General features: G+C 46.0%; 16 protein-coding genes. 3 read left to right on the forward strand and 13 right to left on the reverse strand.

Features of this window, described 5'->3' with window-relative positions; all coding sequences use genetic code 11:
* Positions 1-98 precede the first annotated feature (98 nt).
* The 13 genes from AC5W14_RS09100 to AC5W14_RS09160 form a co-directional block, all read right to left on the reverse strand.
* Positions 99-365 (reverse strand): hypothetical protein, encoded by a 267-nt coding sequence (locus AC5W14_RS09100; protein WP_496060344.1) that lies wholly within the window; start codon positions 363-365, stop codon positions 99-101.
* A 23-nt stretch (positions 366-388) separates the two neighbouring features.
* Positions 389-571, reverse strand: a complete 183-nt coding sequence (locus AC5W14_RS09105; protein WP_496060343.1) for a hypothetical protein — start codon at positions 569-571, stop codon at positions 389-391.
* Positions 572-804: 233 nt separating this feature from the next.
* Entirely contained in the window at positions 805-1,593 is a 789-nt protein-coding gene (motB, locus tag AC5W14_RS09110) for a flagellar motor protein MotB (RefSeq protein ID WP_496060342.1), read from the reverse strand.
* 1 nt (position 1,594) lies between these two features.
* Positions 1,595-2,404 (reverse strand): flagellar motor stator protein MotA, encoded by an 810-nt coding sequence (motA, locus tag AC5W14_RS09115; RefSeq protein ID WP_496060341.1) that lies wholly within the window; start codon positions 2,402-2,404, stop codon positions 1,595-1,597.
* A gap of 84 nt (positions 2,405-2,488) precedes the next feature.
* Positions 2,489-2,686 carry a helix-turn-helix transcriptional regulator gene (locus AC5W14_RS09120; RefSeq protein ID WP_496060340.1) on the reverse strand — a complete coding sequence of 66 codons (198 nt, stop codon included), beginning with the start codon at positions 2,684-2,686 and terminating at the stop codon, positions 2,489-2,491.
* Between the two features lie 21 nt (positions 2,687-2,707).
* Complete coding sequence (locus AC5W14_RS09125) at positions 2,708-3,187, reverse strand: DUF6773 family protein (protein WP_496060339.1); 480 nt, start codon at positions 3,185-3,187, stop codon at positions 2,708-2,710.
* 99 nt (positions 3,188-3,286) lie between these two features.
* Positions 3,287-4,027: an SDR family oxidoreductase gene (locus AC5W14_RS09130; protein WP_496194184.1), complete on the reverse strand. Its 741-nt coding sequence runs from the start codon at positions 4,025-4,027 to the stop codon at positions 3,287-3,289.
* A 122-nt stretch (positions 4,028-4,149) separates the two neighbouring features.
* Entirely contained in the window at positions 4,150-5,634 is a 1,485-nt protein-coding gene (locus AC5W14_RS09135) for an NAD(P)H-binding protein (RefSeq protein WP_496194185.1), read from the reverse strand.
* 83 nt (positions 5,635-5,717) lie between these two features.
* Positions 5,718-7,163, reverse strand: coding sequence for a DEAD/DEAH box helicase (locus tag AC5W14_RS09140; RefSeq protein WP_496194186.1), 1,446 nt, complete (start codon positions 7,161-7,163; stop codon positions 5,718-5,720).
* A gap of 119 nt (positions 7,164-7,282) precedes the next feature.
* The gene (gene eutC, locus AC5W14_RS09145; protein ID WP_496194187.1) at positions 7,283-7,993 is read right to left on the reverse strand and encodes an ethanolamine ammonia-lyase subunit EutC; all 711 of its coding nucleotides are present in this window, start codon (positions 7,991-7,993) and stop codon (positions 7,283-7,285) included.
* 11 nt (positions 7,994-8,004) lie between these two features.
* Positions 8,005-9,375, reverse strand: coding sequence for an ethanolamine ammonia-lyase subunit EutB (locus AC5W14_RS09150; RefSeq protein ID WP_496060335.1), 1,371 nt, complete (start codon positions 9,373-9,375; stop codon positions 8,005-8,007).
* Positions 9,376-9,393: 18 nt separating this feature from the next.
* On the reverse strand, positions 9,394-10,824 hold the full coding sequence (locus AC5W14_RS09155; RefSeq protein ID WP_496194188.1) for an ethanolamine ammonia-lyase reactivating factor EutA: 1,431 nt from the start codon (positions 10,822-10,824) through the stop codon (positions 9,394-9,396).
* A gap of 291 nt (positions 10,825-11,115) precedes the next feature.
* Positions 11,116-11,352, reverse strand: a complete 237-nt coding sequence (locus AC5W14_RS09160) for a hypothetical protein (RefSeq protein WP_496060333.1) — start codon at positions 11,350-11,352, stop codon at positions 11,116-11,118.
* Between the two features lie 212 nt (positions 11,353-11,564).
* Between AC5W14_RS09160 and AC5W14_RS09165 the strand changes: the two genes are divergently transcribed.
* The 3 genes from AC5W14_RS09165 (at position 11,565) to AC5W14_RS09175 (ending at position 15,371) form a co-directional block, all read left to right on the forward strand.
* Positions 11,565-13,127: a BCCT family transporter gene (locus AC5W14_RS09165; RefSeq protein WP_496060332.1), complete on the forward strand. Its 1,563-nt coding sequence runs from the start codon at positions 11,565-11,567 to the stop codon at positions 13,125-13,127.
* 182 nt (positions 13,128-13,309) lie between these two features.
* Positions 13,310-14,023: a C40 family peptidase gene (locus AC5W14_RS09170; RefSeq protein ID WP_496060331.1), complete on the forward strand. Its 714-nt coding sequence runs from the start codon at positions 13,310-13,312 to the stop codon at positions 14,021-14,023.
* Between the two features lie 172 nt (positions 14,024-14,195).
* Positions 14,196-15,371, forward strand: a complete 1,176-nt coding sequence (locus AC5W14_RS09175; RefSeq protein WP_496194189.1) for a DUF4317 domain-containing protein — start codon at positions 14,196-14,198, stop codon at positions 15,369-15,371.
* The last annotated feature ends 70 nt before the right edge of the window (positions 15,372-15,441 follow it).

Here is a 15,441-nt window from a genome sequence, read left to right on the forward strand (position 1 = left end):
TAACACCCGCCTCTATGAGTTAGTAGTTTTTGTGCGCTTTCGTTTTTCTATCCTCCCCTCTTTTTTGTAATCGCTTTCAAAAATGAATGCATGAATCATTATGCACTATGTGAAACTCTTCCTGTTTCTTTTTTGCAATTCATACACATAATGATCGGTGGCTTTTTAGCAGCCAATATACTATTCAACACAATGACAGCGGGAATGAAAACAAAGAAAAATGATGTCATCCACCATCCCAGAATCACCGCCATTATGACAGGAAGCGTTGACATAAAAAAGACGTAGCGCCATTTCGACATCACAGCAATTCGTTCACTGCTGCAATGAATGCACCGTTCGTTCTGCTCGTTTTGGTTTCTCATACCTGGCCCTCTCCTTTAATATGTTATTGCAGGCCGAAAATCAACTGAACTGTTTCCCAAAACGGCAGCGGTACTTTCGCTATCTCGATTACCATATAGGTTCCGATCGCCAGAAACGGCATCAGCAGAAGCGCCGGCTTTTTCATTTTCCATGCCACAACCAGACTTCCCAGCATAACCACCCAGAATAAAATCAATGCAGCCATTTTCATCCCCCTTTTGTGAGCGCGCTTTCAAATTCAGACTTACCAGTCTGATAAAAACAGTAATCACTCTACTTTCTGTTTTTCACGCAGGGTATTCTCTGCGTTTTGTTATACTACACATTATTCCAAAAATATCATCAGCCCGCAACTCTTATTTTAAAAATTCTAAAATATTAAAAAACGATCAAAGTAAAAAAAGAGCGCTGCCTCTTTCCGGCTCCGCTCTTTTTCTGTTAAGGGGCTGGTTCTTCTGTTAATGGGAGCACCAATATTTCCACTCGTCGGTTCTGTGCTCTGCCTTCCGCTGTATCATTGCTTGCGGCCGGACTATGTTCCCCATAGCCTTTAGCACTGAAAATAGCAGGGTCCAGATCCGGATTATTAAGCAGCAGCTGCATAAAATGGACAGCTCTCAGTACGCTGAGGTCCCAGTTTGTTTCAAAGTCCGCATTGGAAATAGGTACATTATCGGTATGCCCGCTGATAACTATATTCCGGGGAGGGCTTAATACGAGGAGCTCTGAAATTTCATCAGATAATGATTCTGCTTCTTCCCGGACTTCATCTTCACCGGAATTAAACAAAATATTATCTTCAATTGAAAGCATCAGTCCATCTTCTGAAATGCTGGTGTTTAATTCTTCCTCAAGGCCCCGGTCCTGTATAAACTGATCCACCTTTTCCTTGATGCCCTGCAGTTCTTCCTGATCTGCAAGCGCCGCCGCTTCCTTTTCTTCTTCCGTAGCCGACGCATCGGATACTTCTGACAATTCCATACTATCCTGGCCTGCCAGCTGTTCCATTTCCGGTACCATTTCCGGATGCTCCATTATGCCGGTTCCTCCGTCAAACGCTGAATTAAAAGAGTTCGAAATCTGCTCGAATTTTTTTGCATCTACAGAACTCGAAGCAAACAGGACAATGAAGAGGGCAAGAAGCAAGGTGAGAATATCCGCATACGGAAGAAGCCAATCCTCCCCCATGTGTTCCTCTTCATGCTGCTTTTTTCTTCGTTTAGACATGCTATCCCTCTCTTCCTGCTGCGGGTTCTGCATTTTGAATATCTTCCATTACTTTCTGTCGCTTCTTTGCCGGAATATACATCAGCAGCTTTTTCTCAATTACTTTCGGAGGCTGCCCTTCAAGTACGGAAAGAATACCTTCGATCATTACTTCTCTAATTTCTATTTCTTTTTTTGATTTACGTCTCAGCTTATTGGCGAACGGGTGCCACAATACATAGCCGGTAAAAATACCAAGCAGCGTGGCTACAAAAGCCGCACTGATCGCGTAGCCGAGCAGCTCTGTGTCACTCATGTCGGCAAGGGCTGCAATCAGTCCAACCACTGCCCCAAGCACACCAAGAGTCGGTGCGTATGTACCTGCCTGGGAGAAGATGCTTGCCCCCACTTTATGGCGTTCCTCCATCGCCTCCACTTCTTCGGTCATTAAATCCCGGATGAAGTCCGAACTTTGGCCATCGACTACCATACTCAATCCATTACGCAGAAACTCATCTTCAATTTCATCTACTTCCGGTTCCAGCGCAAGCAGCCCTTCTCTTCTTGCCGTCTGGGCCCACTCTGAAAATTTCGGAATCAGTCCTTCCACACTTAAAGCGCCTTTATCGCTGAAAATAATTTTGAAAAGGTTAGGTATATTTTTGATTTCACTCGTAGGAAACCCAATAACGATTGTTGCGATGGTTCCAACGATAATAATCATGATGGCTGCCGGATTGACCAGGGCTCCCAGTTGCACACCTTTCATTACCATTCCGCCGAGAAGTGCCGTAAGTGCTAGTATTAATCCAATAATGGTTGTTTTATCCATTCCTTATTCATTCCTTTAATTTGACGTCTCTACCATTACTATCGGCAACGCCGCACTGGAAATGAAGGAGGAAGACGAACTTTTTCATTCATCCTGCCAAAAAAGCTCATCAAGGGTTTTCGAAAGCACATGGCAGACAGCGAGACACAACTGAAGACTCGGATTATATTTACCTGATTCCATTAATCCAATGGTCTGTCGGGATACTCCTATTTTTGCTGCCAGCTCTCCCTGGGATAAATCTTTTTCTGCGCGGGCTGCTTTCATTTTTAAGTTTTTCATTTTTTCTCCTTTCTTCCCGGACTATTCCAGTTTCTTTGATCTTGTAAAAATAACTGGAATAAATGCCAACAAAAGCATAGCTGGAATATATATCATTAGGCTTCCCATAGAAACGATAAAAAAATAATATACACTCTGTGACATTCCTTCTCCATATACCACGGCGCTTCTAACACCAAAATACAGCGATATGATCAGCCCGCCCGCAGCAGCATAAATAAAATGCTTTGCTGTCATCGGCAGACGGCTGTTTCGATCGTGTATTTCTTTTTCTGCACTAAAAATACCGAGCAGCCACCCTCTTATCATGTAATAGATTCCTGTTCCAGCTAAAATCATTAATTCTACTATAGGTAGAGAAGACGGCTCTGGGTTTACCATCTCTTTGTAAAAAATCGAAAAAGCGCAAAATAACACGACCAGGAGATAAAGCTCTTTATAGATTTTATTTTTTGTCTGTTCAATCCATTCATCTGTTGTTTTTTGTTTAAACCAACGCATTATAACGCCTCCTTTTCTAAAATTATATATTATATAAATCATAATGCAATATATATATTGCATTAAGTAAATAAAAAAAAACACTCCTATGGAGTGTTTTTACTGATGCGGTTTCGGGCGTACGAGCATTTCGTTAACCGCCACGTGATCGGGCTGTTCGATTACATATGTAATCGCATTAGCCACATCTTCGGGATAAAGGGAGGGGCCAAGAATATAATTGTCCATCATATTTAACAGGTCTTCATCTGTTAAATGGTCGGTTAGTTCTGTTGCAACCACTCCCGGTGAAATCGTCGTTGCCTTAATATTATCTTCCGGCTGCACTTCTTTACGAAGTCCATCCATGACAACGCGTACTGCTCTTTTCGTGGCGGAGTATACAACATTGGATGTCGCTGTTTCATGTCCTTCTTCAGAAGAAATGGAAATAATATGGCCTTCTTTCTGATTCAGCATAGCAGGCAGGGCGGCTGCAATACCGTATAAAACACCTTTCAAGTTCACATCGATCATACTATCCCATTCGTTCACTTTCGCCTTACTCATATTGGAAGCAAGCGAAATGCCTGCGTTATTAATCATTACATCCACACGTCCATAAGCCTGAAGTGCCTCGTTTACGAGAGCTTCCACCTCTTCGCGCTTCGTTACATCCGTTGTTTTATAGATGGCTTTTCCGCCATCATGTTCGATTGTCTGCTGAAGCAGTTCCAGACGTTCCTCCCTGCGGGCGCCCAGGACCACGTAGGCTCCTTTTGATGCAAGTTCTCTTGCGGCAGCTTCTCCGATTCCGCTGCTTGCTCCGGTAATAACAATAACTTTTCCTTCCATAGCCATATAGCGACACCCTCCCAATTTGATAACTGTGTTCTTATTCTACCTTTAAAAGACTCTATTTTACAAATACAAGATGTCATTCCTTCTGCTTCCAGCATGTGCCTAAAGAAAAGCAAGAGCGTTTAGGCTCTTGCTTCAGAAGGAGATACCGTTGTTTCTTCTTTTTTATTCTGTCGTTTAATATAGCGTTCCAGGTGCTTTTTATAGCTGTGCATAACCCAAATATGCATTCTCGCCTGCGTATACTGATAAATAAACCACGGCAGCGAAGGCATGTAATCATGAATCGCTACAATGCACTCGCTTGTTCCGGGAATATGCCTGAATTCCAGACGCCCGCGGTTACCGTCTACCGTCTTGGCAAACGCTCCGCCTGTAATATAGTAAAGGGCTCTATCTTCCGTACTGCGTTCTTCAGAAAGCGATAGAATAAGAAGCGGTTTTCTTCCGAACTTTGGATAAAGTTCACAGCTGCTCGGGTCATCACATTTTGCCCGCAGAAAAGGATTGAACAAGCCGGGAAGCCATTCCACATAGTGCCGGGCCACCCACTGGGCTGTTTTCCCGTCCGGCATTGGAACACGCTGCACCGAACGGACATTGGCCTCTACTTCCGGTTTTTTCGGTTTAGGAGAAGCCGACCCCTGCTGTTTTTCTTTTTCTTCCTGCTCTTTTCTTTTCTGTTCTTCTTCGCGGATGGAATTTCGGGCCGCTTCTTTAAATGTGATTTTACCGTCACTGATGCCTTCTACTACCCGCTCTTTGCTGACGACCATGGGATGCACGAGGCTTTCAATAAGCGGATACACCATTTCCTTCGGCGTCTGCGTCGTTAGGCTGACCCAGAGCCGGGACAGTTTCACGGTGAAAAAAGGCACATTGTAAAACTTGCGTTCTTTATTTAAGACTTCCGCTGTCTGCTTCATCATAATTTTATAAGTAAGGACTTCCGGTCCTCCTACATCAATGGCTCTTCCAAATACAGACTCGTTGCCGACGCTTTTATCCAGCGCATTTAACACATCCGGCAGGGCGATAGGCTGTGTTTTTGTATTCGTCCATTTTGGAAGAATCATATAAGGCAGACGCTTTACCAGACGCTGCAGGATTGGGAAAGAAGAGCCCTGCGGTCCTACGATCAGACCGGCACGTATTGTCGTTACGGGAATGCCGTAAGCGCTGAGCACCTTCTCAACTTCAAGCCGGCTCTTCAAGTGTCTGGAGAGCTGCTTTGCTGCCGGCATCAGACCGCTCAAATACACAATCTGCTTGACCCCGTTCTTCTTGGCGGCCTGGGCGAAGTTATCCGCCAGAATAATATCCATATCCTCGAATGTGCCCTGTGTGAGCTTTGCGGAAGGCATCATGGAGTGAACGAGATAAAAGGCATAATCGGCTCCCTTTAATGCTTTTTCTGCATCCGCCATGGAAAACACGTCACAGGACCGCCATTCGACATGTTCTGTGTTTTCGTATTTATCACCGTTACGTGATAACGCGATCACATCGGCATGTTCGGTTAGCTTATTCATTAGATTTCTACCAATGTAGCCGCTTGCTCCGGTTAATGCAATTTTCGGACGCTTTGTCTGTTGATTATCAGCCATTGAAATTCACTCCAGTATACTAAATTTTATTATGTTTCTTATTCAGTACCCTTTTTTGGAGCAGAACTAACGCATGGCCGCGCCTACTTCTTAGCAATATGCACTTTCAGATTTTTACCTTTGATCGTCGTATGGCGCAGTGCCTCGAGCACCATCATGCCTTTTCCATTTAAAATATCTACGTAGGAAGACTGCTCCTGAATGGAAATAATGCCGATGTCTTCTGCCGATACGCCCTCAATATTAGAAATCGTGCCGACAAAGTCTACAGCCCGGATTTTCTTTTTCTTTCCGCCGTTAATATACAGCTTTAAAATATCTTGATTCATCTGTTCTCCTTTGTCTGCTTTCCGCTCCGGCTTCTGCTGAAGGCTTTTTTGAAAAGCCGGCAGAGCGCGGGTGACTTTCTGTTCAGCCGGTACCGCTCTTCTTTCAATGGAGAATCCGATATAGTCTTCAATGTACTTCATATAACGCTCATCACGGGGACCTGCAATCGTTATCGCCGTTCCGCTCCGTCCTGCTCTTCCCGTCCGTCCGGTGCGGTGCACATAGCTCTCCTGTTCCCTCGGCACGTCAAAGCTGATAACGTGGGTGACGTTCTCTACGTCAATCCCTCTGGCAGCTACGTCTGTTGCCACCAAATAGCGGAACAAACCTTTCTTGAAATCATCCATCACGTCAAAACGATCTTCCTGGATCATGCCGCCGTGCAGTTTATCACATGGATAGCCCTTCTGTTTAATGTAGGCAAACACCCGTTCAACCTCTGCCTGGGTGTTACAGAAAATCACGCACGTTTCCGGATTTTCCACGACTGCTGCTTTATGAAGCGTTTCGAGCTTTTTCTCCGGAATGCTGTCCAGACGATAATGGGTAATCGCCTGGGCGGAAGCCGCTTCCGGTTCCACTTCCAGATAATCAGGTTCGATCATGTATTTCCGACCGAGCTTTTCGATATTTTCCGGCAGCGTAGCAGAAAACAGCATTGTTCTGCGCTGCTTGGGAACCCGGTGGATTATCGCTTCCACCTGTTCCAAAAAGCCCATATGAAGCATTTCGTCTGCTTCATCAATAACAAGGTACTTTACTTTTTCAAGAGAAAGCGTTCCTTTTTCAATGTGATCGAGTACACGGCCCGGGGTTCCGACTACGATATGGGCTTTTTGCTTCAGCTCGTTTTTCTGCTTGGCAAAAGGCTGCTTGCCATACAGCGCTACCGCATTAACCCGTTTGAAGCGTCCGATATGGATAATATCGTCTTTTACCTGGGCGGCGAGTTCCCTCGTCGGCGTAAGTACAAGCACCTGCGGCTTGTTTTCCTCCCACTCTACCAGCTCACAGAGCGGAATGCCGAATGCCGCTGTTTTCCCGCTTCCCGTTCTTGCTTTTACAATCACGTCCCGGCCTTCCAGCGCTTTAGGGATCACTTTCTGCTGGACGTTGGTCGGCTCCTTGTAGCCAAGCATATCAAGCGCGCGGAGTATGTCCTCTTGTAATTTATACTGCGTAAATGATTTCATTTCCAACACAATCCTTTTTGTTTATAAATTTCGTTTGGTCTTATCCTGCACTTAATCATACATGGTTCTTTAAGCAATAGGGAAAAAATCAGCAAAAAAAGGCAGGGACGAGGCCTGCCTTTTGTTTATACAACCAGTTTGACACCACTTGTTTTCTGCTCGAGCATTTTATGAATTAATGTCCCGATATGAGCGGCAGCTTCCAGTGGCGGCGTACCGCTGCGGTGAATGTTGGAGACTACCATGCGGCTTGATTCTTTCGTTCCCTCCCGGGGCCGATAGCACATATAGGCACTTAAAGATTCCGCCGAGACGAGGCCCGGCCGCTCGCCGATCAGCAGCACAAAGGCCTCAGGCTGAAGCAGTTCTCCTATCGCATCCATACAGCCGACACGCCCTCCTTTTAAAAAGAAAGGGGTGCCTGTTTTTAAACCGTAGGAATCGAGCGAATCTTTAAGCGCCCGGTACACATCCATGATATTGGCCTCTACCGCCGATGCGCTGAGACCGTCTGAGATAACAATCTGCACCTGAGGAGCCATTTCACAGTTCTCGAGTATCCGCCGGCGCCCTCCATCAGAAAGCAGGCGTCCGTGATCCGGCCGTTTCAAATAATTCTCCTTGGATTCAAAGCGGGTATCTATCGAAAACAAACCCAGCTTCGCGAGCAGCGCCTCCTCCACTTCCCCGTAAACAGAATCAACGGCTGCGGCATGATCCACTCGAAACGACAGCGCATCTTTTGTGAGCGGCCTTGTGCCGGTTCGTCCGACTTGAATCCGGGCTGGTGTAAACTGCCTCAGGTCGACCGCATGCGTATCTTTTTGTTTTTCCATCCTGCTACCTCCTATACCCGGTGCAGAAACACTCCCGCGTCACCGGATGTTTTTGTAAGATATCCATTTTTCATCAAGTCTCTGCTTTCCAGCCATTTTTCAAAATCAGGAGCCGGCCGTTTGTTGAAAATACTGCGCTGCGTGGCAATGTCATGGTAACTGAGCGATTGGTAATTCAGCATGCAGTCATCGGCCATCGGCACGCCAATCACAAAAGTAACGCCTGCGCTGGTGAGCACGGTGCTCAACGTGTCCATATCATTCTGGTCCACGTTCATATGGTTTGTGTAGCAGGCGTCGACCCCCATTGGCAGACCGTGCATTTTCCCCATAAAGTGATCCTCAAGCCCCGCCCGGATGACCTGCTTGCTGTCAAACAAGTATTCCGGACCGATAAACCCTACTACCGTGTTGACGATAAACGGATTAAATACTCTCGCCATGCCATAGCATCTCGATTCCAGCGTTACCTGGTCAATGCCTGCGTGGGCTTCCGCGGAAAGCTCGGACCCCTGCCCCGTTTCAAAATACCAGCGGTTTGGTCCCGGTGCAGTGCCTTTTTCCTGAATCAGCGCTGATGCTTCCCGAAGCATTGCCGTTGAAATACCGAATGATTCGTTTCCGGCCTGGGTTCCTGCAAGACTTTGAAACAGCATATCCGCGGGCGCCCCGTTTTCCACCGCTCTCATCTGGCTCGTAATGTGCGAGAGCACACAGTTCTGCGTGGGGATGTTCCATTCATCAATAACGGCTTTTGTTTCCCGCAGCAGGCTGTCAATATTGCTCGTCGTATCAATAACCGGATTAATGCCTATGACGGCATCTCCTATTCCATAACTTAATCCTTCATACAAAGAAGCCCTTATGCCTTTAAGATTATCGGAGGGGTGATTGGGCTGGACTCTGGAAGCGAGCACGCCCGGCTGGCCGATCTGAGTCCGGCATGTGGTCAGAACGGTAATTTTGGATGCTGCCTGAATCAGATCCAGATTGGACATCAGCTTAGCCGCCGCCGCTATCATTTCGCTCGTCAGACCTTTTCCTGTTTCGACTAAATCACTGCCTGTCTGTTCATCGCTCAATAGATACTCCCGCAGATCAGAGACGGTCCAGCTTTTTAGCACGTGCAGCCTCTCTTTATGGAGAGACTGCTCAATCAGCTCTGACACTTCATCTTCTTCCGGCAGAAGCAGCGGATTGTCGTATATCTCCCCAAGCGTCAGATCGGCCAGCACCATTTTCGCTGCTATCCTTTCTTTCATGGAATCGGCAGCCAGGCCGGCCAGTTCATCGCCTGACCTCTCTTCATTTGCTTTGGCCAGAATTTCTTTCAAGCCGTGAAAAACATACGTTTCCCCGAAGAGAATTACTTTTTTCTCCATCTCTTTTCCCCCTTTTCATTAAAATGCCAGTGTTTTAATAGAAATGGAAATCGCTTCTCCTGAAACCGGAAGCCCCAGATCGATATAATCGCCGTGTGTGACATCCACCTGATCGATGCAGATCACTTCTTTGTCCTTGCCTGACCGCTTTTGGAGAGCCTGTCCGAGTACTTTAGCCAGATCGTTCTCACTCAGCACGGCAAGAATCCGTTTATCAGCAAATTCTCTGGCGTACACCGCCTCCAAGCTGTCGCTTATATCCTGCAGGAGCTCGTATGTGATGTGTTCTATAGAAGGCAGCGCGATCACAAAGGGAGGATCCTGCTGTTCTGAATAGATGGATTTCGCTTCTTCGAGCATCTTTTCAAGACGGGTATGAAAAGTAGCAGCCGAACCATGTTCATATACCGGAATCGTTAAAATAGGCAGATTTTTAAGTGGGAGGAGCGTCTGGTTAACAAACATCGTGGATCCGCTCACTTCCGTATTCTGCATACCGGCTCCAATAACTGTCGCCCGGGACGTTTCTTTGGCAGGAATGAGGAATAGGTTTCGGCTTAACGCTTCTTCCTGCAGGCACGCTGCCAAAAGTGGTCCGATGTCTCCATAAACCGCGGTTTCTTCGACTGTCTTTGGCTTAGGCTCCCTCATCATTTCTCCGACACCGCCGGAAAATATGAGCGTGTCAATCGTTGGAACTGCTGATAATGCGGGCTCTGTTATCAACCCTTCTGCCGCCTCCCCGCCTGTCACTGCATCGAACATCAGCCCGCTCAGCAGCTGACAGACGCCCTCCAGCTCTTTCATGGATAATGCCTCATTTACCTCCACCGGAATACCGTGTCCGCTCAGAAGACGTTTCGTAGACGGGGCAATATAGCTCACTTTCCCCTGTTTATCCAGCCGCAGAAGGCGTCCGCCGACATGAAACGTTATTGTGTAAAAAGGAAGACCGTTTTTAAACAGCGCTGCATTGGCTGTACCTCCGCCTACATCAATATTTGCCGTTACACCCGTATAGTTTTCGGAGTATTCCAGCGCTCCGGATCCTTTGCCTGCTAAAATGCCTTCCAGCGAGGCTCCGGCTGCAGCCACGACAAAATCCCCGGCACGGTCGGCTAAATAATGAATGATATGTTCTGCGTTTTTCTTTAACGCTGTTTCGCCCGTTATAATGACAGCGCCCGCTTTCACATCGGCAAGACGAATCCCGCCGTGCTTATATTCCTTTTCCAATATATCCTGCAGGGCTTTCATATTAATTTCTTCATTGTTAACCAGGGGGGTCGTGTACATCCCGCTTTCATAGACAACTTCTCGTTGTTCAATCGTGCAGGCCGGAAGTGTAAAGCCATTGTCAGATACTTGAATATAAAGCCGGCTGACAATGCATTTGGTGGTACTCGTTCCAATATCAATCCCTATACTTGTGATCCATTCTTTATCCATCACGCCCTCCTTTCAGGCGGATTCACTCTACTTTTCTAATAAACGTCCGGCCGCTAGAAAGGCCGCTCCTTCATAAGGTCCAACGTTTAAATCCTTACTGAACTATATTCGTCTTTGCTGTCAAAATACCTGCATTTACCAACGTATTGAGCTGGACTTTTTGCCTTGTCTGAATTGTCTTTCCAGCACACCGCAGTTTTGGCTGATTGTGCATCCTGTCGCACGCATATAAAAAAGATCCCAGCAGCTGCCGGCATCTTCAGGATATTGATTATCTGTTTTTACTTCTCTTTACTCTTCTTCTTTATCAAGCCGGAACACGTTCTGCCCGTCTTCGAATACCGTATTTCCATTTTCAAACTTGATAGTATCAGCCTGCGGCACCATCCGGTCTTTTGTTTCGTACTGAATGTTGTAGGTCGGCTCCTTTCCATCATAAAGCACCGTTACATCGTAGTTTATTTTGTGGCCCTTATCACTTTTTGTTTCATGGCTTCCCTGAACGGAAGAAAAAGTTATTTCCGCCATACGTATCCACTCCTTTGCTTTTTCTTTACTCTTCCCTTAGATTGCTCTTCTGAATCTTTATTTCCGTTTGCTCTCTTCTATCTTATTAAAAAAAGCATTTCAAATGCATATTTTATCGTTTAACAGGGTATGAGGTGAGGATGCACCTGTTCCAAATCTACTGGAAACATATCGGGTCAGAATTAGTTATTCATTAAAAGGGAGTGTATTGTATGGAACCAAAAGTCGATCGAAAAAAAAACAAACTGGCGTTGATCGATTATAAAATTTTTCTTCCCGCCCTCATTGTTATTATTGCGATAAGCGTTATGTTCGCAGCTAACGAGGGCGCTGCTTTGGAGTTATTAAACCCTGTATTTGATTCCATTGTCAGCATATTCAGCTGGGGATATCTTTGGTATGCGGTTATTTTAGTAGGAGCCGGCCTTTATTTATCCTTTTCCAAATACGGAAAGGTCGTTCTTGGAGATCCTGCTGAAAAACCTCAGTTTTCCCTGTTTGAATATGCTTCTATCTTAATAGCGATGGGTGTTGGTTCTACGTTAATGCGGACCGGCATGCTCGAATGGTCATCTGTAGCCAATGATCCGCCTGCCGGAGTCGAAGCTCAGTCTGCTGAAGCCCTTTTATGGGGAAACTCCTACGCGATGTTTATGTGGAGCTTTCAGGTATTTGCTATCTTTGTCATGATTGCCCCGGCAATGGCATACCTTATTCATGTCAGAAAACGTCCATTGATGCGTATTTCGGAAGCTTTCCGGAGTATTTTTGGAGATGCCTTTACGGATGGACCGCGTGGGAAATTTTTGGATATTATTTTCCTGATCAGCATTTTGGCCGGTGCGGCCGTTACGCTTGGTCTCGGTGCTCCCATCGTTACGTACAATTTCGCCGCACTGTTCAATATGGAAGTGACATTCGGCCTCACGCTGGCTGTGACCATTATCTGGGTCTTCATGTTTTCCATCAGTGCTTATGTCGGTATTGAAAAAGGAATCAAACGTTTGAGTACCTTTAATATGTACTTAGCAGGAGCTTTTGGTATTTTTATTTTAATAGCCGGACCCGGCGTATTTATTCTTAACTTTTTTACAGAAACGTTTGGATTTCTTCTAAATAATTACATTGGCATGAGCTTTATGACCGAATCATTAGCCGATGGAGGAGCCAGCCATATCCAGACAAATACGGTATTCTGGTTTGCCTACAGCGCCACATGGGCTATGCTGCACAGTGTATTTGCCGCCAAAATATCAAAAGGACGTACGATTAAAGAGATGATCTTAACATATCTGCTGGCACCTACCCTGCTGTCCTGGATTGCGACCGGTATTCTCGGCGGACTCGGCGTACACCGCTATATCAATGGAGACGTAAACGTGCTCGAGATCGTGCAGAACGGAGATGAAATGGCAGCTATTCCTGCTATTCTTTCTTCTCTGCCACTTCCTGCCCTCTCGCTTACCGTCTTTATGATTGTGGCCATGGTTTTCTTAACAACCACTCTGGATTCGACTACGTATACCATTGCTGCTTATACAAGCACAGAAGATATGAGCAAAAAAGAACCATCTAAATTTCTACGGATTATTGTTGCTGTTATTATTACGTCGCTTGCTCTTGTTTTAATGAGAGCCGGCGGACTTGCCCCGCTCGAAATTGTGTCCGGATTAATGGGGCTGCCGATTATTATCATTCAATTTATGCTGATTTATGCAGCCATTAAAATGATGAATCAGGATGAAGCCTGGATTAACAATGTACGCAAAAAATAAAAAGAGAAGCCTCCTTTTGTCGAAGGGAGGCTTTTTTTCTAGAAAATTTCATTTATCTGCTTAACCTTTCCTATATCCTGCCGATACTATAAGAAGAAATGAAACATTTAATGGCACACTTTTATTCTTTTTAAGAGTCCATCTGTTGTCCATACATATACATATCGAAAGGCAGGAATTCCATGATAACTAATGTAGCTACAAGCGGATTTTCGCTTCCGCAGCCCGGTAACACCGCATCTTCCATGAAAGTAGGCAGCCGGGGCGATTTTGTCGAGCAGCTTCAGAAAACACTGACGGAAAAGGGATTCAACCCTTCTTCCAACATAGATGGCATTTTCGGATCCAAAACGCTTCAGGCAGTCCGGGACTATCAGATGTCGACAAGCATCTCCAACCCGCGCGGGAATTTCTATGGAGTAGCCGGTCCACAGACGCTCGGTTCTTTAGGACTTGCCGGCTCCCCTGTCGTAGCAGGAGCTTCTACCACTGTGCCGTCAGAAGCAGCATCCGCTCCAAAACCGGCCTCTTCTTCGGCTTCCGGAGATGCGGACAGCCTGATTTCGTCGGCTAAACGCCATATGGGCGTTCCTTACCTATGGGGAGGCACGACAAGAAAAGGCTTTGACTGCAGCGGCCTCATTCAAAGCGTCTTTGCCGAACACGGCAAGGATCTTCCCCGCACCGCCGCCCAAATGTGGAAAGCTGGAACGAGTGTGGATAAACCGGAAAAAGGCGATCTGGTCTTTTTCGAAACGAGAACCGGCCCTTCACACGTCGGTATTTATGCAGGCGATAACAAGTTTGTTCATGCCGGCGCCTCTACGGGGGTAACAGTAACAGATATGGACAACAGCTACTGGAAATCAAGATACCTCGGAGCGAAAGAAATGTAAAAAAAGCTTTATTAAAAGAACCGGCAGGAGATACTTCTGTCCGGTTCTTTTTTTTAGAATGTTTTTAAAACCCGGGTCGACATACGTATTCACAAACGCCCTCTCCGTGTGTCAAAATGGTATACTGACAGAGTTTCCGAACGCAAACTACATCACCCGGGAGTGGACAGCTATGGATAAAAAAGATATTGCCGCGATTCGCAGGCAGCTTAAAGTAGACAATGACCTATTAAAGATTACTGATATATTCAATGTGTACGTGATGAAAGAAACGACAGAAATTTACCATCAGCAGAGCCAGCCATTTCATATGCTCGACAGCGACCAGCAGGAGCTTTTTATCGCCCACTTTAAAAAGCTGCTCGGCGGCCAGATGGATGAAAAGCTGTTTGAAGTAAAGTTTGACCGGGAAGCTGAGGATTCCAGCCAGCTGATTCTGCACAAAGCGCTTCTCAGCAGCAGTGTAGAGGACTGGAAGCAGGAAATGCTTGCGATCACAAACAAGATACTGACCGATCATCCGTATGAAAAAGATATTGTGATCTCGTTTATCCGCGCGGAGTACATGAAGCCAACCCGTCGGGAAAGCGGGGAAAATGAGGAAAACACCCGGGACACAGTCTATTCCAATCCTTTCATTATATGCAGCATTAATAAGACCGAAGAGCCTAAGAAAGAAATTCATTTTGACTACATTGAAAAAGAATTCAAATACAAAATCGAAACCGATCCCGTTATCGATTTAAAGCACCCCATGGCAGGCTTTCTGTTTCCGGCGATTACCGACGGAGTGTCCGACGTAAATCACGTCCTCTATGCAGCAGGCAAAGCGCATGAGCCGGACTACCGGTTTATTGAAGAAGTACTGAACGGCCAGGACATTATGACTGCCCAGGAAGACAAGGCTGTGTTTGAAGAAGTGATTAAAGACGTAGTCGGCGACCAGCTCAACCCATCCACCCTTGCTGCAGTATATGAAGAAATCAACCGGGTCGTTGAAGAAAATGAAGAAGATACGCCTCCTATGCTCGACTATAAAGACGTCGGCCGCGTGCTTGCCCAGAGCGGTGAGAAGGTCGAAGACGAGCAGATTAAATCATCATTCGAGCGCTTCACCAACGAGGAATCCTACGAACTAAAAGCAACAAGCGTGATCCCGAAATACAAATCCAAATCGATTAAAATCAATACGAAAGTTGCCAATATTTCAATCAGCCCGCAGGACCTGCAGTTTGTGAAACAGGTCAACTACAAAGGCAAGCGCTGCATTATGATTGAAATCGAAGAAGACGCCGAAATCGAAGGCTTTAAAATGCTGCCGGAGGCATTTGGGGAAGACGAATTGTAAAAAAAGAAGAGGCCGTATAGGTCTCTTCTTTTTTATGAAACAAGCTATTAAAATTTTATTTGGACGGCAG

The sequence above is a fragment of the Sinobaca sp. TMA16-18 genome (assembly GCF_059510535.1).